Annotated in this window: 27 protein-coding genes and 1 tRNA gene; 14 read left to right on the forward strand and 14 right to left on the reverse strand. The window is 66.1% G+C overall.

What is annotated here, in order from left to right; genetic code table 11:
- Positions 1–19: 19 nt before the first annotated feature.
- The 3 genes from NMLP_RS10790 to NMLP_RS10800 form a co-directional block, all read right to left on the reverse strand.
- Positions 20–412: a cupin domain-containing protein gene (locus NMLP_RS10790; protein ID WP_015410151.1), complete on the reverse strand. Its 393-nt coding sequence runs from the start codon at positions 410–412 to the stop codon at positions 20–22.
- A gap of 62 nt (positions 413–474) precedes the next feature.
- Entirely contained in the window at positions 475–1,188 is a 714-nt protein-coding gene (locus NMLP_RS10795) for a competence/damage-inducible protein A (protein ID WP_015410152.1), read from the reverse strand.
- A 22-nt stretch (positions 1,189–1,210) separates the two neighbouring features.
- Positions 1,211–2,026 carry an HNH endonuclease gene (locus NMLP_RS10800; RefSeq protein ID WP_015410153.1) on the reverse strand — a complete coding sequence of 272 codons (816 nt, stop codon included), beginning with the start codon at positions 2,024–2,026 and terminating at the stop codon, positions 1,211–1,213.
- A 300-nt stretch (positions 2,027–2,326) separates the two neighbouring features.
- Between NMLP_RS10800 and NMLP_RS10805 the strand changes: the two genes are divergently transcribed.
- The gene (locus NMLP_RS10805) at positions 2,327–2,782 is read left to right on the forward strand and encodes a DUF5814 domain-containing protein (RefSeq protein WP_015410154.1); all 456 of its coding nucleotides are present in this window, start codon (positions 2,327–2,329) and stop codon (positions 2,780–2,782) included.
- A 44-nt stretch (positions 2,783–2,826) separates the two neighbouring features.
- On the opposite strand, the gene NMLP_RS10810 is transcribed toward NMLP_RS10805, so the two are convergent.
- Positions 2,827–3,252 (reverse strand): ribbon-helix-helix protein, CopG family, encoded by a 426-nt coding sequence (locus NMLP_RS10810; protein WP_015410155.1) that lies wholly within the window; start codon positions 3,250–3,252, stop codon positions 2,827–2,829.
- A 575-nt stretch (positions 3,253–3,827) separates the two neighbouring features.
- Between NMLP_RS10810 and hisI the strand changes: the two genes are divergently transcribed.
- Together hisI and NMLP_RS10820 are read left to right on the forward strand one after the other, a co-directional pair.
- Positions 3,828–4,190: a phosphoribosyl-AMP cyclohydrolase gene (gene hisI, locus NMLP_RS10815; protein WP_015410156.1), complete on the forward strand. Its 363-nt coding sequence runs from the start codon at positions 3,828–3,830 to the stop codon at positions 4,188–4,190.
- A 3-nt stretch (positions 4,191–4,193) separates the two neighbouring features.
- Positions 4,194–5,327 carry a DUF7118 family protein gene (locus tag NMLP_RS10820; protein WP_015410157.1) on the forward strand — a complete coding sequence of 378 codons (1,134 nt, stop codon included), beginning with the start codon at positions 4,194–4,196 and terminating at the stop codon, positions 5,325–5,327.
- Between the two features lie 36 nt (positions 5,328–5,363).
- Here NMLP_RS10820 and glmM read toward each other — a convergent pair whose 3' ends face one another.
- Positions 5,364–6,731, reverse strand: coding sequence for a phosphoglucosamine mutase (gene glmM, locus NMLP_RS10825; RefSeq protein ID WP_015410158.1), 1,368 nt, complete (start codon positions 6,729–6,731; stop codon positions 5,364–5,366).
- A 96-nt stretch (positions 6,732–6,827) separates the two neighbouring features.
- Here glmM and NMLP_RS10830 point away from each other — a divergent pair, with 96 nt between their 5' ends.
- The 5 genes from NMLP_RS10830 to NMLP_RS14560 all read left to right on the forward strand — a co-directional run bounded on the left by NMLP_RS10830 (position 6,828) and on the right by NMLP_RS14560 (position 12,031).
- Complete coding sequence (locus tag NMLP_RS10830) at positions 6,828–7,166, forward strand: transcriptional regulator FilR1 domain-containing protein (RefSeq protein WP_015410159.1); 339 nt, start codon at positions 6,828–6,830, stop codon at positions 7,164–7,166.
- 32 nt (positions 7,167–7,198) lie between these two features.
- On the forward strand, positions 7,199–7,975 hold the full coding sequence (locus tag NMLP_RS10835; RefSeq protein ID WP_015410160.1) for an HVO_0234 family beta-propeller protein: 777 nt from the start codon (positions 7,199–7,201) through the stop codon (positions 7,973–7,975).
- Positions 7,976–8,138: 163 nt separating this feature from the next.
- Complete coding sequence (dinB, locus tag NMLP_RS10840) at positions 8,139–9,341, forward strand: DNA polymerase IV (RefSeq protein WP_015410161.1); 1,203 nt, start codon at positions 8,139–8,141, stop codon at positions 9,339–9,341.
- A 42-nt stretch (positions 9,342–9,383) separates the two neighbouring features.
- Positions 9,384–9,659 carry a hypothetical protein gene (locus NMLP_RS10845; RefSeq protein ID WP_049926472.1) on the forward strand — a complete coding sequence of 92 codons (276 nt, stop codon included), beginning with the start codon at positions 9,384–9,386 and terminating at the stop codon, positions 9,657–9,659.
- A 296-nt stretch (positions 9,660–9,955) separates the two neighbouring features.
- The gene (locus NMLP_RS14560; RefSeq protein ID WP_015410162.1) at positions 9,956–12,031 is read left to right on the forward strand and encodes a helicase HerA domain-containing protein; all 2,076 of its coding nucleotides are present in this window, start codon (positions 9,956–9,958) and stop codon (positions 12,029–12,031) included.
- A 17-nt stretch (positions 12,032–12,048) separates the two neighbouring features.
- On the opposite strand, the gene tpiA is transcribed toward NMLP_RS14560, so the two are convergent.
- Both tpiA and NMLP_RS10860 read right to left on the reverse strand, forming a co-directional pair.
- Positions 12,049–12,684, reverse strand: coding sequence for a triose-phosphate isomerase (gene tpiA / locus NMLP_RS10855; protein WP_015410163.1), 636 nt, complete (start codon positions 12,682–12,684; stop codon positions 12,049–12,051).
- Between the two features lie 63 nt (positions 12,685–12,747).
- Complete coding sequence (locus tag NMLP_RS10860; protein ID WP_015410164.1) at positions 12,748–13,029, reverse strand: hypothetical protein; 282 nt, start codon at positions 13,027–13,029, stop codon at positions 12,748–12,750.
- Positions 13,030–13,125: 96 nt separating this feature from the next.
- Here NMLP_RS10860 and NMLP_RS10865 point away from each other — a divergent pair, with 96 nt between their 5' ends.
- Positions 13,126–14,310: an outer membrane protein assembly factor BamB family protein gene (locus NMLP_RS10865; protein ID WP_015410165.1), complete on the forward strand. Its 1,185-nt coding sequence runs from the start codon at positions 13,126–13,128 to the stop codon at positions 14,308–14,310.
- Positions 14,311–14,359: 49 nt separating this feature from the next.
- Here the strand turns inward: NMLP_RS10865 and NMLP_RS10870 are convergent, their stop codons facing one another.
- From NMLP_RS10870 to NMLP_RS10880, 4 genes are all read right to left on the reverse strand, one after another.
- Positions 14,360–16,726: a heavy metal translocating P-type ATPase gene (locus NMLP_RS10870; RefSeq protein ID WP_015410166.1), complete on the reverse strand. Its 2,367-nt coding sequence runs from the start codon at positions 16,724–16,726 to the stop codon at positions 14,360–14,362.
- A gap of 219 nt (positions 16,727–16,945) precedes the next feature.
- Positions 16,946–17,470, reverse strand: coding sequence for a type IV pilin (locus NMLP_RS14565; protein WP_076982718.1), 525 nt, complete (start codon positions 17,468–17,470; stop codon positions 16,946–16,948).
- 49 nt (positions 17,471–17,519) lie between these two features.
- Positions 17,520–17,972: a type IV pilin gene (locus NMLP_RS14570; protein ID WP_015410167.1), complete on the reverse strand. Its 453-nt coding sequence runs from the start codon at positions 17,970–17,972 to the stop codon at positions 17,520–17,522.
- Positions 17,973–18,246: 274 nt separating this feature from the next.
- Positions 18,247–18,426 (reverse strand) — tRNA-Trp (locus NMLP_RS10880).
- 80 nt (positions 18,427–18,506) lie between these two features.
- Here NMLP_RS10880 and NMLP_RS10885 point away from each other — a divergent pair.
- Together NMLP_RS10885 and NMLP_RS10890 are read left to right on the forward strand one after the other, a co-directional pair.
- Entirely contained in the window at positions 18,507–18,845 is a 339-nt protein-coding gene (locus NMLP_RS10885; RefSeq protein ID WP_015410168.1) for a 2Fe-2S iron-sulfur cluster binding domain-containing protein, read from the forward strand.
- A gap of 101 nt (positions 18,846–18,946) precedes the next feature.
- Positions 18,947–19,336: a universal stress protein gene (locus tag NMLP_RS10890; RefSeq protein WP_015410169.1), complete on the forward strand. Its 390-nt coding sequence runs from the start codon at positions 18,947–18,949 to the stop codon at positions 19,334–19,336.
- A gap of 93 nt (positions 19,337–19,429) precedes the next feature.
- On the opposite strand, the gene NMLP_RS10895 is transcribed toward NMLP_RS10890, so the two are convergent.
- The 3 genes from NMLP_RS10895 to NMLP_RS10905 all read right to left on the reverse strand — a co-directional run bounded on the left by NMLP_RS10895 (position 19,430) and on the right by NMLP_RS10905 (position 20,925).
- Positions 19,430–19,654 (reverse strand): DUF5795 family protein, encoded by a 225-nt coding sequence (locus tag NMLP_RS10895; RefSeq protein WP_015410170.1) that lies wholly within the window; start codon positions 19,652–19,654, stop codon positions 19,430–19,432.
- 116 nt (positions 19,655–19,770) lie between these two features.
- A complete protein-coding gene (locus tag NMLP_RS10900; protein WP_015410171.1) occupies positions 19,771–20,688 on the reverse strand; it encodes a DUF5794 domain-containing protein in 918 nt (305 codons plus the stop codon).
- 3 nt (positions 20,689–20,691) lie between these two features.
- Entirely contained in the window at positions 20,692–20,925 is a 234-nt protein-coding gene (locus tag NMLP_RS10905) for a hypothetical protein (protein WP_015410172.1), read from the reverse strand.
- A gap of 321 nt (positions 20,926–21,246) precedes the next feature.
- On the opposite strand from NMLP_RS10905, the gene guaB reads away from it, so the two are divergent.
- The 3 genes from guaB to NMLP_RS10915 all read left to right on the forward strand — a co-directional run bounded on the left by guaB (position 21,247) and on the right by NMLP_RS10915 (position 23,626).
- Complete coding sequence (guaB, locus tag NMLP_RS10910) at positions 21,247–22,725, forward strand: IMP dehydrogenase (protein ID WP_015410173.1); 1,479 nt, start codon at positions 21,247–21,249, stop codon at positions 22,723–22,725.
- Positions 22,726–22,812: 87 nt separating this feature from the next.
- Positions 22,813–22,977: a hypothetical protein gene (locus tag NMLP_RS15640; protein ID WP_015410174.1), complete on the forward strand. Its 165-nt coding sequence runs from the start codon at positions 22,813–22,815 to the stop codon at positions 22,975–22,977.
- Positions 22,978–23,053: 76 nt separating this feature from the next.
- Positions 23,054–23,626, forward strand: coding sequence for a peroxidase-related enzyme (locus NMLP_RS10915; RefSeq protein ID WP_015410175.1), 573 nt, complete (start codon positions 23,054–23,056; stop codon positions 23,624–23,626).
- Positions 23,627–23,769 lie beyond the last annotated feature (143 nt).

Raw genomic sequence — 23,769 nt, forward strand, 5'->3', positions numbered from 1 at the left:
GTCGATCCCGCATCCGCCGTCACTCCAACAGTTCGATCGTGTCGTCGCCGTTGGGGACCGCACAAATGAACGCGCCGGGGGCGTCGCGGTCGTTTCGGTACCAGTGGACCGTCCCGGCGGGAATGAAAAGCGAGTCGCCGGCCGCGACGGTGTGTTCCTCGTCGTCAATCCCGACGACGTACTCGCCCTCGAGGACGTACTGTTCGTGTTCGAGTTCGTTGGTGTGTTTCGGCACCGACGCCCCCGGTTCCAGCTCGAAGCGGCGGATCGCGAGGTTCGGCGCGCCGTCGTCGGGGCCGACGAGGACGCTCTTCGAGAGGCCCTCTCCGGCGTCGACGGCGCGTTGCTCGATCGACGCTGCGCGCTTGATCGTCGGCTCCGCCTGCGCTCGTTGCTCCGCTGGCTCGGACATATCGCAAACCACGGGCCCCGGCGACTTGGAGGTGTCTCTCCCGCCGGCCCGCCACCGACCGCTCACCCCGAGAGGACGACCCGGTCGCGAAGCCACGCCTCGGCCGCCGCCAGCGCCTCGCCGTCGCTGTCGCTGATCTTGAGGCGGTTGTGCCCCGCCTCCCGGTCGGGGTAGCAGCCCACCCGAACCCCAAAACGCTCGCGGACCTCGTTGAGACGCTCGATGAGACTCGCCTCCGGCTCCTCGGTGTAGAGGTACCGCGAGTCGACGTCGCCGTCGAATTCGTCCGCGACCCGCTCGAACATCCCCTTCATCTCCGAAGGGATCCCCGGCAGCACGTAGACGTTCTCGAGGACACATCCCGGCGACAACCCGACCGGATTGCGGAGCGGCCGCGACCCTGCCGGGATCGCCGCCTCCGCCGCGACGTCGACGTTCAGTTCGGGGTAGTCGTCGGCGATCGCCTCGAGGTGCCGTTCGACGTCCGCCCGGGCGAGGTCGTTCTCGACGAGTTCCCGATCGAACGCCGCCGCCACGCTGTCCATCGTCACGTCGTCTGGAGTCCCTCCGAGGCCGCCGGTTACGACGACCGCGTCGAAGCGCTCGCTGTAGCGTCGGGTCGCTTCGGCGATGACGTCCGTCTCGTCGGGCACGGTCAACACGCGCTCCGTGGTCACGCCGCGCTCGGCGAGTTCCGCGGCGAGCCACCTCGCGTTCGTGTTCGTCGTATCGCCGTCGAGGAGCTCGTCGCCGACCGTCAACAGGGTCGCGTTCATACCGCCGATTCGGTCGCTGCGCTCAAAAAGTCGCCGCCGGGGGCGTGGCCGCCCGGAGACGCGCCGGGACGACGTTTCCGAACTCGGCGCTACGGTGACACGCCGGACACAGACAGGCGAGGTTGTCGAGGTAGTGGGCGTCGAACTCGGCGGTCACGGGCGTCTCAACGAACGCCCGAACCGGCACGATGTGGTGGACGTCGGGGTTGCGACCGAGTTCCTCGGCCGTCGTCCCACAGAGGACGCACTCGCGGCCGTCGCGCTCGAGCGCGCGTCGTCTGGCCTGCCGCCAGCCCCGCCCGTAGTTCGGGTTCGAACCGCCCTTCCAGTTCGGATGCCCCTCCCCGGTGAAACGCTCCGAGAGCCACTCGTGTTGGCACTCGGCGGAGCAGAAGACGTGTTCGGAACGCAACCGACTAGGATAGCGTTCGACGGCGTGACCGCACCGATCGCACGATACGGTTCGCTTCCCACCGCCCCACCGTGGATTTCGTTCGCCACGTATATTACGGTCGCACCGCCACGCCTCGTTTTCGACGCACGTACTACAGTACAGCCCCTCCTTTTCCGACGGGTAGTACTGGAACTCCGTCGAACAGATCTCACACTCCGTCGTCTCTTTGCCCCCGTTCCAATTCGGGTTGTTTTCGCCCTCGAACGACTCCGAAGCGACGAGACACGCCTCCGAGCAGTACCGTTTCTCGTGCGGGGAGTGAAATTCCGTCTCGCAGTGATCACACGTTCTGTTCGGCAACACCTCGCCGTGGACGCTGCTGTGGTGGACGGCGAGGCCCCGCCGAGTATCGAACGAATCGCCGCACGACGGACACTGATGCATGCTCTCGGTTCCCTGACTATCGTATGAAAATGTTCGCTGGAGCGTACGCTGGCCGTCTTCCACGTCGCGTTCGTGTAAAGAATTTGTCAGTCCGGGTGCGGAAATTGAATCCGCCTCACAGCCGCCACAGGGCTGTAGGATGCCACTACCCCAACCCGGACACGCACTAGTATGTAGTGTACTGCAATTTATATACGTTTCGGATTGAAGTGTAACCGCAACGCGGGAACACACGACCCTCGATACCTTTTCGAACCCACCGTCCGTGGGTTTTTTACCCCCGACCGACTACCGGCGTTCGTGGCGATCACGGACAAAATCTACGTCAAAAACCACCGTCAGCTCGCCTCCCAACTCGACGCGAGCTTCCCGAAGAGCGCCTTCTCCGGTGCGACGCTCGATATTCTCTTCACCGGCGACGGCATCGCGAAACTCGACGAGGCCTCCCGAGACCGGGTACTGGAGTTCGCGGAGGACTTCCTCGACTGTGACTGCCAGGGCCACCCCCACTGTGGCTGCCCCGAGCGGAAGTTCGTCTCGTATCTCCTGGAGCTTCGCGCGCAGGGGCTCGGTCCCGACGCCGTCGTCGACGTGATGGGCGACGACTACATGTTGTACGCGTATCCGGGCGACGTGCTCTCCTTTCTCGACGACGCCGTCCGGACGCTGGAGGCGGCCGAGCGGCTCGCGGACGTCGACGGCCGCCCGGACGCCGAAGAGCGGATCGGGCGGCGGAAGCGACAGCTCTCGCGGTAGCTACGACCGAAGCGGGGCGACGAACCCGTCCCCGGGAAACCGATTCAGCCCAGCCGGAACGGCTCCTCCTCGCCCTCGTCGCCGTCGAGGTCCTCAAGTTGGATGACCTCGTCGGCCTCCTGTTCTTCGACCTGCTGGCTGAGTTTCGTGACGTACTGTTTGTACTCGTCGAGCTGTTCGCGGAGGTGTTCGGCCTCCAGCTCGAGGCGTTCGTGCTCGCGGACGAAGCTCTTCGGCACCTCGACCTTCGGCGGGAAGCTTTCTGAGGCGGAAGCGGTCTCGGAGGCGCTGCCGCCTTTGAGTTCGTGCTCCGGGACGACCCGGACCTGCCCGTCGTGAGCAACGAGGGTGTCCACGTAGTCGCGGAACACGGCCGACAGGGAGATGTCGCGCTCCTCGGCGATCTCCCTGAGGGTCTCGAACGCCTCCTCGTTCACCCGAAAGGAGATCGTCTTGTTCTTGTTGCCCATTATTGTCGTGATTCGTGTACCCAGAAGTATAAGCGTTCGTCAGACGCGCGTCTGTCGGCCACCGGTGGTCTGCCTGTTTGCTATTCCAGCGTCCGGGGCCTTCCTTCGGATCCACTTATAAACAGTCGCGGCTCCATCCGATCTCCCGTGTGTCTCCGGGTTTATATATCGATCGCCGCCTCACACTCCTTCGAAGCCCTCCCCCGGGCCGGCCTCTGAGGCCGCTGAGGTCCGCGTCCCACCACGACCGCACCGTCTGACACTCTCCCGTCCGACACCGCAACCGCGTCCGCAGACCACACGCCTCCCCAACCGACTGCGCTGCTCGGTCGTTCGCGGTGCTCACTTCCTGCGCTGCTCATCCCTCGCACGTTGGATTCGCGCCGGCCCTCGGGGGTCGGCTCGCTTCGCTCGCCGCCCGCCTCGGGCACGGCTCCGAGCGCGCGCCATCGCACCGCGGGAGAACTTATAAATGAACTGAAAGGGTATGCAAATCAGCGAGCGGTATACGTGATCCGACGACCCCCGTCGGGGGCAACAAAAGGCCTATGCGGGGAACCGACGACCGTTCGGACATGAGCGTCGATCTCGCCTTCTCGGAGAACGAACTGCTGCCGGCGATCGCCCAGGACGCGTCGTCGGGCGAAGTGTTGATGTTGGCCTACGTCACCCCCGAAGCCGTCGAGCGTACCCGCGAGACCGGGGAGGCCCACTACTACTCGCGGAGCCGCGAGGAGCTCTGGCACAAAGGCGGCACCAGTGGCCACGTCCAGCGCGTCGAGGAGGTCCGCGTCGACTGCGACGGCGACGCACTCCTCTATCTCGTCGACCAGGAGGGCGGGGCCTGCCACACCGGGCACCGGAGCTGTTTCTACCGGACGATCGGCGGCGAGGTCGTCGGCGAGGAGGTCTTCGACCCCGAGGCGGTGTACGAGTGATCGATGACAGACGAGACCGACTCGACGGCCGCGGACGACCTCGTCGCCGCCAGGGGGCGCCTCGAGGCGCTCCGATCCCGCCTCGACGCGACGGGACTGGATCGCTCGGAACTGGAGACTGTCGCCGACGCCTACCGCGGGGTCGAGACGGTCCTCGAGCGCTGGGAGGAGCGCGCCACCGACTGGGACGACTTCGAGGGGTACGTCAAATTCAGAGACGACTTAGCGGAGACCCTCGAGTCGATCCCCGACGACGTCCCCGAGCGCGAGGCGTTCCTCGAAGCCGACGAGCACGTGACGACCGGCGGCGTCTCGAAGTCCCTCCGGGCGGGCGATTTCGACGCTGCCCGCGAGGCGCTGGCCCCGGCCAGGGAGTATGCGGACCTCCGTGCGGACCTCGAGTCGGCGCTCGAGGAACGCCGCGGGGCCGAACGGCGCGCCGAGCGCCGGAGGGAGGAACTCCGCGAGCGAATCGAGACGCTCGAGGGACTCCTCGAACTCGGCGAGGCGGACCTCGACGCGCCGACGGAGCGGCTCGAGGAGCCGATACGGGCGTACGATGACACGATCGAGGACGCGTTCGGGACGTTCCGCCAGGAGGCCCCCGCGGCGGCGTTTCTCGGGTTCGTCGAACGGGCTGCCCACACTCCCTTCGTCGACTACGAGTCGCCGCCGGAGAACCTCTTGGAGTACGTCCGGACGCGAGCGGCAGGGGAGTACTCCGTCGCGGAGCTGCTCGAGTTCGCCGACTACTCGACCTCAAAGCTCTCACACTACGTCGACGACGCGGCCCTGCTGAAACGCCGGGTGGCGACGAACCGGGCGTACCTCGAGCGGCTCTCGGCGGCTCCGTTGTCGATCGGCTGGCCCCCCGAGTCGGCCGGGACGCTCCGTTTTCGGATCGAGGAGCTGCTCGGTCTCGTCGGGACGGTCGCCGACGATTCGGCCGTCTCGACGCTTCGCGAAATCCGCGAGTTGACGCGGGCCGAAGCGTACGAACGCATTCGAGAGGCCGCCCGCGCCGACGCGGAACTGGCCGACGAGCAGCGACGGAAACTCGAACGCGGCGAACTCGAAACCGAGTGTTCGGCCGCCCGCGAGGAACTCGAACGTCTCGAGGCCCTTCTCTCGGAGTAGCGAACGCGACCGGTAGGCCAGCGCGGCCGGGCAACGTTACGCGTCGTTCGCTATCGCCTCGTAGATCGCTTCGAGCAACGCCTCGGCACGGTCGTCCTGGCGTGCCTCGGCGTACAGCCGGACGAGCGGTTCGGTACCGCTCGGCCGGACGAGCACCCAGCCGTCGCCGTAGTCGAGCCGATAGCCGTCGATGGTCGTCAGTTCGGCGTCGGCCCACTGCGCGTACGATTCGGCCGCCGACAGCATCGCCTCGCACTCCTCGGGATCGCCGTACTCGAGGTTTCGGCGGCGGGTGACGTACTCGCCGTAGTCGGCGGCGATCTCGCTCGCCGGCCGGTCGACGAGTAAATCGAGAACCCGCGCGGCGGTGTAGGCCCCGTCGCGGGCGATCCGGAACTCCGGGAAGAACACCCCTCCGTTGCCTTCCCCGGCGATCGGGACCGACCGCCCCGATGAACGGAGTTCGCGGATCCGTGTGATGAGGTGCGTGCTCCCGATAGGCGTCAACGCCACCTCCGCCCCGGCTGTCTCGACCACGTCGACGAGCCGTTGGGAGACGTTGACCGCGGAGACGAAGGCGTCACCCGCGTCGAGTTCCGCGGCCGCGAGCGCGGCGAAAGAGGCTTCGCCGTCGACGTGGCGTCCCTCCTCGTCGACGAAGATGGCGCGGTCGGCGTCGCCGTCGTGGGCGATCCCGACGTCGGCGTCGCTCGCGCGGACGAGGCGCCGCAGATCCGAGAGGTTCGCGGCGAGTGGCTCCGGGTCCCGCCCGGGGAAGTGACCGTCCGGTTGTGCGTTGACGGTCACGACCCGACAGCCCAACTCCCGAAAGAACCCGGGGCTGGTGAGACAGCCGGCGCCGTGGCCGGGGTCCAACGCGACCGTGAGGTCGGCGCCGGCGATCCGATCGCGTCGGCCCTCGGCTTCGAGGGTGTCTAACAGCTCCCGAACGTACGCGTCGTCGGCGTCCGTGACCGACCGGCTTCGGCCGACAGACGCGTACCCGACACCCCCTTCGTCTCCCTCGGAGAGCCGGTCTTCGATCCGTTCGAGCGTCGGCTTCGGGAACTCGACGCCGTCGTCCCCGATCAGTTTCACGCCGTTGTACGCCGGCGGGTTGTGACTCGCCGTGATCATCACAGCGGGTACACCGTGGCGGTCGGCGTACGCTTGTACGCCCGGCGTGGGGAGAACGCCGAGTCGGTCGACGTCGGCTCCGATGGACGCGAGCGTTCCGGCGGCAACGTCGGCGAGCATCCGTCCGGTCGTCCGCGTGTCGCGAGCGAGCGCGACTGTCTCGGCGCCCAGTGTCTCACCGGCCGCCGAGGCAATACGGCCGACGAACGCCGGCGTCAGCCCGTCTCCGACGACGCCACGAACGCCGCTCGATCCGAATACGTCCATACCTGTTTCGTCCGACGGGGACGATAAAATGGGTTCCGGCGGACGGTAGCCTCGTCCGGAAACGGGGGCTGGGGAGCCCCCGAGCGAGACGGCAGAATGGAGAGCTATCGCGTCAACGGGCACGTCAACCGAGGACACCTGGACACTTTAGATTACACGCCACAGCATATATCGGACGCTAGCACAACGTTCGATCCCCCGGCTTCGATCGGGTACGACCGGTTCGATGCCGCTGCGAACGCCGACGGCCTCGAGGTTCGTGTCGTCACCGACGAGTTGCCGTACGCGGTCGTGCTGTTCGACGAGGCGGGGATCGGGCTGTTCGGGTACGAGGGGGGCATCCTTGTCGGGGCTATCTTCAGCGACGATCCGGACGTGATGTCGTGGGGCGAGTGCGTGTTCAGGCGGACGCTTTGGCGCTCGGAGAAAATATAAACGCTTTCGACGGCGAAGCGACAACAGTGCGCATGAGCGACGACGACATCACTCTCACAGAAAAGCGCGTCTACGCCGGCGGTGGCGGCGTGACGACCGCCGCAGTCGCCTCCGATGTCGGCCTGGCGCGGGTGTCCATCTCCGACGACATCGTCGGCGAGTTCTCGCTCGAGCGTCGCGGGCAGACGACCGCTGTCGCGGCCGTCGACGGGCGGTTTGCGGTCGGTACGCCCCGAGACGTCCTCGTCGGCACCGACGGCGACCTCGAAGCGACCGGATTCGGGGACGCTGTGGCGCTCGGCGGCCGGGATGGCCTCGTCGCGAGCGACGGCGAGCGGATCGCCCGCTACGATGGGAGCTGGCGGACGCTCTCGGAGCTCGACGCCGTCCGGTCGATCGACGGCGGTATGGTGGCGGCGGGGTCCGGCGTCCACCGCCTGGACGGGACCCACGTGGGCCTCGATGAGGTCCTCGACGTGTCGGCGGCCGGGACGCCGTTGGCGGCCACCGACGACGGACTGTACTACCTCGCGAACGGCTGGATGCGTGCTCTCGAGGGATCGTTTCGGGTCGTCGCGAGCGACGGCGAACGTGCCCACGCGGCGACCGAGGACACCCTCTATGAGCGGAACGAGGACGGGACCTGGACTCCGGTCGATCTGCCTGTCACCGGAGCCGTCGTCGATGTCGCCTACGACGGGGGAGTCTACGCCGTGACTGCCGACGGGACCTGTCTCGCCAACGTCGGGGACGGCTGGCGGCACCGCTCGATCGGGTTGACTGGCGTCGTCGGGCTCGCTCTCTTATAAACGTTGTATCAGCGGACGTGATCGAAACGGCGCGCGGAACGCACGGAGTATCCGGGGTCGGGTCGGCTGCACCGATTCGAACCAGGCCGTCAGCCCGTTCTGGACACGACCAGTTTCACCACGCTCTCGGAAGCTTATATATCCGGGGACCGGAACACTGTCTATGAGCCGGCTTCCGGGAGTCGAGTCGCCGGAGCAGGTGGTCTGTCACGTCGACGTCGACTGCTTCTATGCGGCCTGTGAACGGCTCCGAGAGCCCGTGCTCGAGGGGGAACCGGTCGTCGTCGGTATGGGCTACGAACCCGGAGAAACACACGGTGCCGTCGCTACGGCCAGCTACGAGGCCCGCGAGCACGGCGTCGAATCAGCAATGGCGATCTCGGAGGCACTCGAACGGCTGTCGCGGCGTGAAGCCGACGACCCCGCCGATCCCTCCGGCTTCTACCGGCCCGTCGACATGGCGTTTTACGAGGCCGTCAGCGGGGACGTTCGGGCGGTCCTGTCGACGGCGGCCGAGACCGTCCGAAACGTCTCGATCGACGAGGCGTACCTCGATCTCGGCAATGTCGAGTGGGCGGCGGCGCGATCGTTTGGCCGCTCGCTAAAACGCGAGATCGAAGCCGACGCGGGCGTCGTCGCTTCCGTCGGGATCGCCCCCGATATGACGACCGCCAAACTCGCCTCCGACGCTGAAAAACCCGACGGGCTGGTCGTCGTCGATCCGGATTCGGTGCGCTCGTTTCTCGGACCGATCCCTGTCGAGGAACTCCACGGTGTCGGTCCGGTCACCGCCTCGGAACTGCGATCGATGGGCTTCGAGACCGCAGGCGATATCGCCTCGGGGCCGGAGTCGGTCTTCGTCGACGCGTTCGGCGAACGGGGTCGAGACCTCTACGCACAGGCCCGCGGCGAAGACGACCGGGTGGTCGAACCGAAGGGCGACCCGAAGAGCCTTTCGAGCGAATCGGCGTTCACCGACGCGACCGAGGCGCCGGAGCGAAAGAAGGCGAAGGTCCGCGACCTCGCCTCGGAGGTCACAACCCGAGCCAGCGGAAAGAACGCCCTCTATCGGACGATCGGAATCAAGGTCGTCACGCCGCCGTTCGACGTGAACACCCGATCGTGTTCGCTTTCGGGGCCGGTCGACGACCCGGAGCTGGTCGAGCGAACAGCCCTCGAGTTGCTCTCGGAGTTCGCGGACGAGCCGGTGCGGAAACTCGGCGTCCGGCTGTCGAATCTCTCCTTCGACGACCGAGAACAGGCGACGATATCGGAGTGGGACAGCCACGATGACGGGGGCGATTCGGGACTCGACCGTCGGCGAGGAGTCGAAGGCGGGCAAGTCACACTCTCTCGGTTCGAGTGACCCGGCGGACAGCCTTTTGAGGGCATGGGACGGAGCCGTGGTATGAACCACCTCGCAACGGTCGAAGAGGGGCGGTGGCGTCTCTCGAAGCACGCACACGTCGTCGTCCACGAAACCGACGACGGGAACGAACTCCTCACCGTCTACGACTGCGGTGCAGCACAGAAACCACCGTCGGCACAGCTGATCGGCAACCTCGTCCGCGTCGACGCGACACACGACATCGTCCGCCAGCCGACGGGATACATCGCGAAGTTACGCGAGCACTCGGTCCTCGAGCGTCAGGACGAGGACCACTGGGTCGTCCGGAGCCGATAGCGAGCAGGCGGGACAGTTCGTCGTTCCAGCGTCGGTGCCCCGCGCGACGGCCTCGACCGATCGCCGGTGCCGCTCAGATCACACGGTCGGTGCTTCCGTTATCGATCATAAACCTTCGTTCGACGGGGGCGTCGAACGGTCGCATCCGGTCGGGGAAGCAGACGTCGAACGGTGGCATCCAGGAGAGACGATCTCGGCACCGGCGCTGCACGGTGCCGTCTGGCGATCTCGGCACCGGCGCTGCACGACACCCGTCTGACGGAGAACTATACGCTCGGCGCGTCTGGATTCCGACGATGGGCGAGGAAACGATCACCGTCGGCGAGACGCGGGGTAGGGAGACAGGTGGGAGCGACGTCGAGTTGCCGATCGTCGATCTGTTGACCGGGCGCGGGTTCGTGACCGGGAAATCCGGGTCAGGGAAGTCGAATTCCGCGAGCGTCGTCGCCGAGAAACTCCTCGACCGCGGCTACAGCCTGCTCGCGGTCGACATCGACGGGGAGTACTACGGCCTCAAAGAGGAGTACGAGATCCTCCACGTCGGCGGCGACGAGGAGTGTGACTTACAGGTCGACGAGGAACACGCCGAAAAGATCGCCGAACTCGCCCTCGAAGGGAGCGTTCCGATCATCCTCGACGTCTCCAGCTTCTTGGACGAATCGAAGGCCCGCGACCTCCTGATGGAGACGACGAAGCATCTCTTCGCGAAGGGAAAAAAATGCAAGCAGCCGTTCTTGATGCTTGTCGAGGAGATACACGAGTACATCCCCGAGGGCGGCGGCATCGACGAGTGCGGTCGGATGTTGATAAAGATCTCAAAACGGGGCCGCAAACACGGCCTCGGGATCGTCGGTATCAGCCAACGGCCCGCCGACGTCAAGAAGGACTTCATCACCCAGTGCGATTGGCTCGTCTGGCACCGCCTGACGTGGAACAACGACACGAAGGTCGTCAGCCGGATCCTCGGGAGCGAGTACGCCGACGAGATAGAGGACATGGCCGACGGCGAGGGATTCCTGATGACCGACTGGAACGAGCCGATCCGACGCGTCCAGTTCGAGCGCAAGCAGACCTTCGATGCCGGGGCGACTCCGGGGCTTGACGACTTCGAGCGTCCGGAGCTGAAAAGCGTTAGCGGCGACCTCGTCGACGAGCTCCAGGAGATCACCGACGAGCGCGAGCGCCGGGAAAACCGGGTGAACGAACTCGAGCGCGAACTCCAACAGCGCGAGGAGCGCATCCACGATCTAGAGCGCCAACTCGCAGAGGCGCGCGATTTGAAACGGATGGCCGATCGGTTCTCGCGAGCGATGATGGAGCAGGTAACCGGTCGCCCGCTGTCGGCCGCACCGGGCCGACAGAGCGAACTCGAGGAGGCCCTCGACGGACCGATACGCCGCGACCCGGAACTGGAGGCCGAACTGGAGGCGGTTCGAAACGGCGAACGGGAGCCGATGTCGCCGCCGGTCCCCGACGCTGATGCCGAACGGGACGGAGACGGCCCCGGGACCCACGAGGAGGGCGAAGACGGGACGGACACAGCTGAGGGGACGGACGAGGCGGACAGAACGGACGAACCGGTCGACGCGGGCGATACGGGGAACGATGGCGCGGAAGCGATCTGGACGGCGACCGATACGGACGATGCGGACGCGTCGACCGATACGGACGGTACAGACGCGTCGACCGACACGGACCTGGGCCGCGAGGACGGGGCGAACGCAGATGCGACCGCAACCGACAGCGAAGGCCGAGACGGACCGTTCGACAGCGGGGTTCGGAACGGGAACGGAGCCGGGAACACGGCGCAGGACGCCCCCGTCGATTCGAGCACGGACACTGTGGCGGCCCCCGGTGGCTCCGGCGGGAGTGTGAGCGATCGCTTAGACGAGAACCGAAGAGAGTCCGACGGCGAGGCGGACCCGGACGTAGACCCGAGTTCTGGAGACTCCCTCGCCGATCGGCTCCGGGCGGAGATCGACGCTCTCGACGACGTTACCGCCGGAATGTTGCGGCAGTACCGTCAGGATGGCCCGATCGAGCCGGACGACGCCCACGCGGCGGCGGGCGGATCGGGGGATCGGAGGCCGGCCTACGCGGCGAACCGACGGCTCAGACAGCGCGGCCTGATCGCTCACGTCGGCTGTGGGCAGTACGACTACGCACTCGCGGAGCTCGTCCGAGCGGAGCTGTCCGACCCGGTTTGCCCCGAAGCGACGCCGAGCGACGGGGCGGTCGCCGACGTCGTCGAGGCGGTCGAAGCGGGGGACCCGAGGGTCGGAGGCTCCGTCCCGGAGAACACGCAGGGAAGCGGCCACGAGGGGGGCGGCGAATCCGAACGCACGGCGGATCGATCCCGCGTTCGTCGGTGATCGATTCTGCCGGATCGCTACGCGATCGGATCGACCAGTGATTCGAGCGCAGTACGAGGGTCGTCGGCTTTGGCGACGCCGGACGCGAGGAGAACGCCCTCCGCGCCGAGATCAGACGCGGCGACGAGGTCCTCCCCGGTCGAGATGCCCGCCCCACAGAGGACGGGCGTCCCGGAGGCCGCGTCGACGGAGTCGGTGACGATGTCCGGATCGGCCTTCGAGACGGGTGTCCCGGTCCCGATCAGTTCGGGCGGTTCGACGGCGACGGAGTCCGGATCGAGGCGGGAAGCGGCGGCGATCTGTTTGGGGTTGTTGGCACAGACGATCGTCTCGAGCCCGGCCCGCTCGGCCGCCCGCAAGCTCCCGTCGATATCCGCCAACCGGAGGCGGTGCTCGGAGTGGTTGAGAAGTGTGCCCTCGGCCCCCGCCCGCGAGGCGGCCTCGGCGAGCGTCGATCCGGTGTGGGAGCCATGCTCGATCGACGAAACGTGTTGGGCCCACGTCTCCACGCCAGTTTCGGCGACGGCAGCGAGATCGGCCGCCTGCGGCGCGACCGCGATCCGGACGCCGGTGTTCGCTGCGACCTCGGCCGCGATCGAGGCAATGTCGATCGGATCACAGGGATACGCTTTCAGATTGATCAACACGAACATATCACGATCAGCGTCGGCCAGCAAAAAATAGCTACCTATCGGTGGATCCGCGGCGTCGAGACGCTATCGGGCCGCGCGTTCGCCCCTGGCCACGCCGTCGGCGATCAACTTGTACCCCGCGCCGAACCCTCCGGCCAGGACCGTCAACAGCCCGAAGAGCGCAGCGACGACACCGGCGACCAGGAGGTCCCACTCCGGCGCTCGGCCGAACCCGGTGTCCAGGCCCGTTCCGATCAGCCACGCGCCTGCGCCGAGCGCCGCCTGTCCGGCGAGGATAACCACGAGGTAGTACGCCATCATTCGGTACCCGTACGCGATCCCTTCGACCGCCGAGACTCGTGTCACAGGGGGTCTGCCGCGCCACGATATAAATACGCCCGGGACGGCGGCTTCGCGCGTCCGTTCCGTGTGGTTCTTGTCCGAAACGTCCGAGACGCAGGTATGGACCGAGTGCCGGGCCGCGGGCTGTGCCGACGGGCCGTCATCGCCGCGGCTGGCGTCGCCCTCGCGGGCTGTGTCGACGGTGATAGCGGTGACGAACCGGAGCCGACGCCGATCCCGGACGCCGAGCGCGAGTCCTTCGACAGCGGGTGGCCGACCTTCGGCAGGGACGCAGCCAACACCGGCTACGCGCCCGGTATTTCGGGGCCGTACACCGAGATCGGCGAGCGCTGGCGCTTCGAAACGGACGGCTCGATCGCCGCGAGCCCCGCCGTCGCCGGCGACACGCTTTATATTGGCAGCACCGACGGCTCGGTGTACGCGCTCGATCCGTACGTCGGCGCCGAGATCTGGTCGTTCGAAACCGACGGCCCTGTGACGACGACACCCGCAGTCGCCGACGGAACCGTCTATGTAGGCTCGGGCGACGAGCGGCTGTACGCGATCGACGGGGCCGACGGGACGGAGACGTGGCGCTTCGACGTCGGGGATCGAGTCGGTTCGAGCCCGACGGTCACCGAGGAGGCCGTCTACGTCGGCGGCGTCAACAGCGCCGTGTTCGCCGTGGATCGCGACTCCGGCGAGCGGCGCTGGCGGTTCGGGACCGGCGCGTCGGTGCTCAGCACGCCGGCAGTCGTCGACGGGACGGTCTACGTCGGTTCGGGCGACCTGAACGTCTACGCGCTCGAAGCGGTGTCGGGCGAGGAGCGGTGGCGGTTCGGCACTCGCGGCATCGTCAGCGCGGGACCGGCGGTCGTCGACGGGACGGTGTACGTTGGATCGAGAGATAGCGACCTCTACGCCCTCGACGCCGAAGGCGGTGAACAGAGATGGCAGTTCGATGTCAACGGACAGATCCAGGGCAGCCCCGCCATCGCCGGGGGGACGGCGTTCGTCGGGTCGAGCGACGGCTTCCTCTATGCGGTCGGGACCGACGGCGGCGACCCGAACGGCCGGTGGCGGTTCCGAACCGGGGATTCGGTCGTCGCCAGTCCGGCGGCGACCCGCGATCACGCCTTCGCCGCCTCGACGAGCGGGAACGTGTTCTGCATCCTGCCGGGGGACGGCGGGACCGTCTGGCGGTTCGAGGCCGACACCGGCGTCCAGGAGGGGCCGGCAGTCACCGACGAGTGGCTCTACTTCGGGGACGTGGACGGAACCGTCTACGCGATCGGCTCCGGGTGAACGCTGCACGCCGCTTCGCCGTCCCGCCTCGTGCTGCGTCGCCGCCCGCTCAGACCAGCGACCGTCTGGAGTTCGTGACGACGATGAGGCTGCTCACGCCCATCAACACCGCCGCGATCAGGGGATTGATCAACCCCGCAACGGCGAGCGGGATCGCGACGAGGTTGTAGCCGACAGCCCACAGGAGGTTCTCGCGGATCCGGCGTCGGACGCGGTCGGCGATCTCGAAGAAGGCCGGGACGGTCGAGAGGTCGTCGTCCGTGACCACGGCGTCGGCGGCGTCGATCGTCAACTCGGTTCCGTGAGACATCGCGATCCCGAGGTCGGCGCCCGCGAGCGCCGCGGCGTCGTTGGTGCCGTCGCCGACCATCGTCACCGCGCCGTCGGCCCGGAGCCGCCGGATCAACTCGCGTTTGGCCTCGGGGCGGACTTCCGCGAACACCTCGTCGACGCCGGGGTGGGTCTCGAAGCGCCGGGCCGCGCGCTCGTCGTCACCGGTGATCACGACCACGTCGGTCCCGTCGTCGAAGGCGCCGATCGCCTCCTGCCAGCCCGGCCGGGTGGTATCCCGGAGCACGACGACGCCGGCCGCGTCTCCGTCCCAGCCGACGAGCGTGGGATGGGCGCCGTCGGCCCGGGCCGAGTCGACGGCGTCAGCGAGGTCGTCGGGAACCCTCCAGCCCGCCCGCGCGAAGGCGTCGGGGTGGCCGACCATCGTCTCGTCGCCGTCGACCGTCGCCGCGACGCTCCGGGGGTTCCGTTCGAACCCCGAGACCTCGGCGGTCGGCTCGGGGGCGGCCTCGAGTATCGCGCCGCCGATCGGGTGGTTCGAGCGCCCCTCGACGGCCGCGGCGCGTCCGAGGATCGCCTCCCGGTCCGCGCCGACGACGTCGACGACGGACATCTCGCCCGTCGTCAGCGTCCCGGTCTTGTCGAAGGCGACGGTGTCGGTGTCTGTGACCCGCTCGAAGACCGAGCCGTCGAAGACGAGCAGCCCCGATTCGGAGGCCGCATTCGACCCGGCGGCGAGCGCCAGCGGCGTCGCGATGCCCAGCGAACACGGACAGGAGACGACGAGCACCGACACGCCGATCAGGACGGCCTCGCCCGGGGGGCGACCGAGCCAGAGCCACCCCAGCGTCGTCGCGACGGCGACCGTCACGACGACCGGGACGAACACGAGCGCGAATCGGTTGGCGACCCGCTGGACGCCCGAATCGGTGCTCTGGACCGACCACAGAAGCTCCATCAGCCGATCGACCGTGCTGGTGCGCTCGTCGCCGACCGCGACGACGAGGGCGTTGTCGGTGACGATCGACCCCCCGATGACCCCGGCTCCGGGGGACTTCGCCACCGGGATCGACTCGCCAGTCACGACCGATTCGTCGACCGCCGCAGTGCCGTCTACGACCTCGCCGTCGACGGGGACGCGCTCGCCCGGCCGCACCAACACGCGCTCGCCGGGGGCGATCGACTCGATCGGGGCTCGCTCCGTCGACCCGTCATCGCGGAGCCGCCGGGCGTGGGTCACCCGCGATTCGGCCAGTTCGGAGTAGTACCCGAGCGCGCGCTCCTTGAACCGCGATTCGACGTGGTCGCCGACGGTCACGACCGCCAGGATCATCACCGCGACGTCGAAGTAGACCGTCCGGCCCTCCAAGAGGAACAGCGACGCCGCCGAGTACAGATACGCCGCGCCGACGGCGAGGGCGATCAACACGTCCATGTTCGGCTGGCCGACCTTCAGGCTCACGTAGGCCCCCCGGAAGAAGGGGTAGCCGACGCCGGCGACGATAATCGAACTCCAGACGAACAGCGGGACGAACACCATGAAATAGAGGTTCGACCCGTAGAGGAAATCCCGGGGGTAGATCCCGACGTAGGTCGGGTAGACGAAGAGAAAGTACGGCGCCATCACGGGCATCATCACGATCACGGCGATGGCGGCGCGGTACTCTCCCAGCGAGAGCCGATCCAGAAAGCCCTCCGGCTCCGCGCCCGGTTCGGAGGCGTAGTAGCCGAACCGACTCAACGCCTCCGGGAGCGCCTCGCGGTCGCAGGTCTCGGGGTCGTAGCTCACCCGCGCCATGTCGGTCGAGTAGCTCGCCTCCGCGCCGTAGACGCCCTCGATGTCGGTCGCCGCGGACTCGATGAACAGCTCACACGTCGAGCAGTGCAGGCCGTCGATCGAGAGGTAGGCGGTCTCGCTGTCGACGTCGTCGGGGATCGCCTCGCCTCCGCCCCCCGGCGCGTCGGTCTCCTCCCGGAGCGCCTCGGCGTCGACCTCCTCGGGGTCGACGTCGCCGAGGGTCCGATACACCTCCAGACAGCCCCGACAGCAGAACTCGCCGTCGACGTCGGGGTCGGTGACCGGCTCCGACGGCGTCGACAGATCGCACAGCGTACACGAACCCATCGGTGGGGATTGGGGCTCAGAGAGTAATTCGGTTTGGGTTTCGGGGTGATGCGGGTTTGAACAGCGTATATAAATGCGGGTGATAGTATGTGGTGATTAATGAGGTCACCCTGTTGCAGGACGCGATGTCAATCATAACTATTGATTCTTGATTCGGGCACAAAAAATAACAGACTAGAATGAGCTTAGGGTACTTGTTTCCGTGTAAGTATATACCTATCAGCTACCGTCGTCGAATGTTTCGGGCAGTGTGAACGTGCCGATTATATCTTGTTGATCGCCATTTATGAATATAATGTTAACACTTGACCCGCCATCGTTACTGCTACCAGATGTATATTCCCCGAGATCAATTCGAATCACTTCCCCTGCATTGAGCGTATCGTCACTGGACCCGAGTGCCCCAGAGACACTATCTGTAAGACTTCCGCTAGGATTTATGAAACCACCATCACTTCCCTTATCTCCCACATCCTCGCCACCGACCCGGATTTCAATGTCATTAGCGTTGATGTTGTCTCCACCACGGTGCGTGATGGTGAGTGCGTCACCACCCGCATCGTCGTCTGGGCCAACATCAAAATTAAACGATGCCTGTGGTGCGGATTCTACACTATCACCAAGCCCGAGTACGAATGTTCCAATCACGGCTGCCAAAATAACTGTTATGGCAACCATCAGAATAACACCAATAACGGGCGAAACAGCTCGTTTTTGTGTTGGTTCTTTGAGTATTTCTTTCATTTTTGTGTTACAGTTTAGTAACGGTGTTTGTCAGTATGATTTATTTTATTTAAGAGCTAACATCTGCATCAGATGGTATCTCGTAGCTACCTATGATGTTCTCTGAGCCATCAGATACGTACACAATGTCTACTGTTGATCCAGATTCATCAGCAACACTAACGAACCCGTTGTCGCCTGCACGGAACTCACCGGTGATTTCGCTACTACCACTTGCCGAATCATCTAGGGTCGTATCAGTCCCCCCGACACGGAATTCGAGATCACTAAGATCGATAGTGTCACCACCTCGATGAGTGACCTCGACCACATTATTATCTTCATCGAGATCAAAATCAAACGACGCCTGCGGTGCGGACTCGACGCTATCACCGAGCCCCAACACGAACGTTCCGATCACGGCCGCCAGAATAACCGTAATTGCGACCATCAGAATCACACCGATAACAGGCGATACGGCCCGGTCGTCGTCCGGAGTGTCGAATAAGCTTTGTAGTGTCATGGTTTCGTGAACAGCCGGTATAAGGGACGTCCCGTCGGGGCCGCTGAAGTCGCGGTACGAATGGTCCGTAGTAGCGGGCCGCTGGGTTCGCCCGTTCGCCTTGGCTGTCGTATGATGTAGTTCGCGGGCAGCACTTAAAACCTGTTCGACATACACAGCTTCCGAATCCCGGCGAGGTGATCCCGGCATCGTGATCGTTTGGCGGGGGACGGACCCGAATCGGGCGTGAAGTAGGGTGCTGTGCGTCGCGTTTTTGTCGAACGAAGTGGAATAGTGGGGACGGAGGGATTTGAACCCCCGATCTACTGATATCTCCGGTGTGCGCCTCGGAACTCCAGAGGGTCGTCAACGCGGCGCGATGATCAGTCGCCCGCTCGGTATATCAGTCTGGAGTCTCGTCACCGGGCGCGTGGCCTCTGGAGTCAGCCGCCATGCCTGGCTTGGCCACGTCCCCTCGCCGATTCGTACCGCCGGTTCGGGTAAATGGGTTTCGATTCGCGGTACCGCTATACGGTCGGCGGCCGAAACAGGTGTATGAACGAGTCGGTCACGCTCACCGTCCGCGAGGACGGCGCGGAGACGACCATCGAGGCCGAGCGAGGAGCGATCCTCCGGGACGTTCTCCGCTCGCACGGCGTCGCGGTGTACGGGTCGGTCTCGCGGGTGGCCAACTGCGGCGGCCGGGGACTGTGCGGCACCTGTGGCGTCCGGGTCGAGGGCGCCGAGGGCGGGTCGATCCCGGCGGCGGGGCTCCACGACGCGGCGGCCAAGCGGTGGGGGTACCCCCGGCTGTCGTGTCGGATTCGGGTCACCGAGCCGATGACCGTCGAAGTGATCGAGAAGGTCGTCTGGGGGCAACTCCGACCGGAGTGACGGGGCCTCTCGGCGACCGCACCGAACCGAGGTGCGGAGCCGGGCCGCGACGCCCCGAGATGTCGGAAGATATATGAAAATTACCCCCGAACTTACCGGATATGTACACGATTGTTGCGGGGATCGACACCGACAAAGAGCGCGCGGTAGCCCAAGCGGAGACGATCGCGGACATGCCGATGGACACCGACGAGGTCGAAGCAGTGCTCACGCACAGCTTCGAGGAGAACCGCTCCGGCGCTTCGGTGGCGCAGGTGTCCTCAGTCCAGCGCGCCCGCGACATACTGGAGGAGGCCGGCATCGACGTCGTTCTCGAGGAAGCTGGTAGCGACGACCCCGCCGCGACCGTTCTGACGTTCGCCGAGGAGTACGACGCCGACCTGGTGGCCGTGGCCGGGCGGAAACGCTCACCGACGAAGAAGGTCGTCTTCGGCAGCGTCAGCCAGGAGATCATCCTCAACACCCATCGCCCGGTCTTGGTCTGCGAGTAAACCCCTCGGAACGTGGCGGCGCTTGCTCGTCCCGTCGCTCACGCGTTCTCCGAACCGTAGAGCGCTCCAAGCGAGCACACGCCGGCACCGGAGTCACCGATCCGTCTCGCTCCACCCGCAGTCCTGGCACTTATATCCCGTAACGAACTCCGTGACGCTCGGCATATAGCCCACGGAGAGCACGCTGCCGCCACACTCGGGGCATTCGCGGTCGGCGTCTTCGATCGCCTCGGCGTCCATGACGCCCTCTCCTTCGATGAGCTCGGCGAGTTTTCCAGGCGTTACCATTCGTCCTTCGACGACGCGGTTGTCGGCCATACGACGACAACGGACGCCGACGCTCGTAAGCCTGATCGTTCCGGTCACCGGGTTCCCCGACGCCGCCCCTGCCAGAGTCGCGTCCGGGTCCGGCGAGAGCGCCCGACGAGAGCCACTCAGAGCCACGGCGCCCGGTCGCCGTCCGGGACGCCGGGGGAGCCGTCCTCGTCGACGTCCCCCTCGACCGCGGGTGCCGGTTCGTCGTCGTCGCCGTCGGCACCGGGACCTGCATCGGGATCCGCACCGGGACCGCCGTCGGTCGCAGCCGGGACGGACCCGGCGTCGTCGGCGTCGATCGCACCCTCGGGGTTGAACGCCAACAGGCCCGTCAGCGCGAGGACGATGAGCGCGAGCGGTTCCTCGCCCGTGATCGGACCGATCCGGAGGATAGACAACGGGAGCACGCCCAACGCGACGGCGCTTCCGAAGCGGAACCGGTCGATGTCGACGTTGCCGCGCAGCCACGGGCCGAACAGCGCGACAGCGAGCGCGAAGCCGACGCCGATCGCGGCCGCGCCGGTCCCGTAGACGACGAACATCGGCTCGGAGACGAACTGGAGTTCGAACCCGTTCGGTCGGAAACTGGCGACGAGTCCCAGCGCGATCACGACGCCGGGGCCCGGGAGATACTCCCCCACGGTTGCGCTGGCGGTTCGGGCCGCAACGGCGAGGATAACGAGGGCGGCGAAGCGCTCGAAGACTTCCATCGCCAGCATCGACTCGATGGTCGGCGCGATGGCGGCTTGGACGGCGGCGAGCGGAATGACGAGCGCGCCGACCGCCAGGATGTTCCGGACGCGCTCGCGTCTCTTGCCCTCCATCTCCGCGAGGACGACGGCGAGCGTCGCGCTCCCGCCGAAGATGAGCAGGCCGACCTCGACCATGCCGAGGATCGACGAGACCGCCCCCGCGAGGACGAGCGCCGCAAAGATGCCATCTAAAAGCGGCAACGCCATGACGGTCGCGAGCAGCCGGGTTCCTTCGCCGACGCGTCGCTCGATGCGCAACGCGACCGGATGTCTGGAGGTACTCATCCGTCAGGCGGGACGTCCCTCACCGTAGGATCGGCGGTAACGATGGCGATACCCTCCCGGACGGTCGGACCCGGATCCGGATCCGAACGTCGTACGGAACCGCGGCGACGGGTCGGCCCCGAACCGTTTGAGGGTATTCTCCGCGTTGGTGGTCCGCATCGCGGTCGTAAATGTAGCGCTGATGCCGAGGGCGTACTCGCCGGCGGTGCGCTGTGCGATGGGACTTGCGGAGTCCATAGATGACGTTAGTTTCCTATGTTTTATAAATGTTGTGTGGGTCGCCGCCGCACACGAGCGACGAACGGCAACCCGTCGTCCCGCCAGTTCGACGGACGTATCTGGAATATATCAAAACAGGGACGAACGTCCATTCGTGGCGTGCAACCGCCAGATCCGTTCACTCGACTGGCAACTCCGTTCACTCGACGCGCTCACACTGAAGCGGCCTGGGGGTCTCGCGAGCGACGTTTCAGCGTACGCCCCTTCGCGGCCGTGTTCTCCACCACGGTGGGCTCGCGCTCTCGCAACGCTTTTGAATGGGGGATTCCGACCGTTTATATGGCGAGCGACGAACCCTTCTCAGAGAAGCTCCGCGTCCCCGAGGCGCTGACGTTCGACGACGTACTGCTCCGTCCCAAGGAGAGCCGCGTCGAACCGGACGACGCCGACATGGCGACCCGCGTTTCGACGAACGTCTCGGTGAATCTTCCCGTTGTCTCGGCGGCGATGGACACCGTCACCGAGGCCGAGTTGGCGATCGAGATGGCTCGCCAGGGCGGTCTCGGCGTCCTCCACCGCAATATGTCTGTCGAGGAGACCGCCGAACACGTCGAGCAGATCAAACGCGCCGACGAACTCATCATCCGCGATGTCGTCACCGCCGACCCCGATCAGACCGTCCGCGAGGTCGACGCGATGATGGAGCGAGAGGGCGTCTCGGGCGCACCCGTCGTGGACGACGACGGCGTCGTGTTGGGGATCATCTCCGGGACCGACATCCGCCCGTACCTGGAGGTCGGCGAGTACGACGCGGTTCGCGAGGCCATGACCGACGAGGTCGTCACGACCGGCGAGGACGTGACGCCGCGGGAGGCCTTGGAGTTGATGTACGAGCACAAAATCGAGCGCGTGCCGATCGTCGACGGGGACGATCGCCTGACCGGTCTCATCACGATGGCGGGGGTGCTCGCCCGGCGCGAACACGACAACGCGGCCCGCGACGACGACGGGGCGTTGGTCGCCGGCGTCGCGGTCGGCCCCTTCGAGACGGACCGGGCCAGGGCGGCCGACGACGCCGGCGCCGACGTCGTGTTCATCGACTGCGCGCACGCACACAACCTCGACGTCATCGACTCCGCCCGCGAGATCGAAGCCGAAGTTGAGGCCGACGTCGTCGTCGGCAACGTCGGGACGCGAGAGGCCGCCGAGGCGATCGTCGGCTTCGCCGACGGGATCAAGGTCGGCATCGGCCCGGGGTCGATCTGCACCACGCGGGTCGTCTCCGGATCGGGAATGCCACAGATCACCGCCGTCGCGGAGGTCGCGGACGTCGCATCGGGACACGACGTCCCCGTCATCGCCGATGGTGGCATCCGATACTCCGGGGACGCTATCAAGGCCATCGCCGCGGGTGCCGACGCCGTCATGCTCGGGTCGTATTTCGCTGGCACCGACGAGGCCCCCGGTCGCGTCATCACGATGAACGGCAAACGCTACAAGCAGTATCGCGGGATGGGATCGGTCGGCGCGATGAACGACGGCGGTGGCGACCGCTACCTCAAGGACGAACCCGAGGACGAGGAGTTCGTCCCCGAGGGCGTCGAGGCCGCAAAACCGTACAAGGGGCCGCTGTCCTCGGAGCTGTATCAGCTCGTCGGCGGGATGCAGTCCGGCATGGGCTACGTCGGCGCGGAAACCATCCCGGAGTTCAAGCAGCGAAGCGAGTTCGTTCGCGTCTCCTCGGCCGGCCAGACCGAGAGCCACGCTCACGACGTCGTGATCACTGACGAGGCGCCGAACTACAGCCCCGAAAGCTGAGCTCCGACCGGGGCGGAGGACGGTGACGACCGTCGCCCTCGCCCGCCGACCTCGGATCTTATAAACGCCGGTGTTCTATGATAGGCTATGTTCGGCGTCGCCGCCCAGTTCGGTGCGGCTTTCGAGTGGCTGTTCGGGACCTTCGGTCCGTTCTTGATCCCGGCGACGCTCTTCGTCCTCGGTGCCGTGGGATATTTATTCCTCTACGTCGTCGAGCGAACCCGGCGTGACGATTGGTCCGGCGAGACGTAGCGGACTAGAGGCGATGGCGGCCGCACGCCGAGAATCGGGGAATCACCTATATTCCATCCCTCCGAGACGACGGTGTATGAACGACGACGCGATGGGCCGGTTTCCGGTCCCCGACCGGGAGTCGTTGCCGGCCGACGTCCGCGAACGGATCGACGAGGAGACCGACCGCGCCGGCTTCACACCGAACGTCTTCTCGGCGCTCGCTTATAAGCCGAGTCACTTCCGGGCCTTTTTTGCCTACCACGACGCGCTGACCGAGGACACGCCCCTAGAGCGCGAGGAGATCGAGATGCTCATCGTTACCGTCTCCGGCATCAACGACTGTCTGTACTGCGTCGTCGCCCACGGGGCCTTGCTTCGGATCTTCGCCGACGCCCCCGAACTCGCCGATCAACTGTCGACGAACCACCGGGCGGCGGACCTCTCGGAACCCCACCGCGAGATGTTGGACTTCGCCGAAAAGCTCACCGAGTCCCCGAGCAAGATCGACCGATCGGACTTCGATGGACTCCGCGAGGCGGGGTTCTCGACCGAGGCGATCTGGGACATCGCCAGCGTCGTGGCGTTTTTCAACCTCTCGAACCGGATGGCCGTGTTCGCCGATATGCGCCCTAACGACGCATTTTATACGATGGGGCGGGGTGACTAACGACGGCGGCCAGCGACGGCGGCCAGCGACGGCGACTAGTGGCGGACGGTAGTAGCGAGACGACCATCCGGTCGTTCGGGGGCGACTACTGTGGTCTCCTAGATCCTCTATACCGCTCCTAGAAGCGTTTACCCGTGGGTCGG

Origin of the sequence: Natronomonas moolapensis 8.8.11 (genome assembly GCF_000591055.1) — an archaeon.
GTDB classification, from domain to species: Archaea; Halobacteriota; Halobacteria; order Halobacteriales; family Haloarculaceae; genus Natronomonas; species Natronomonas moolapensis.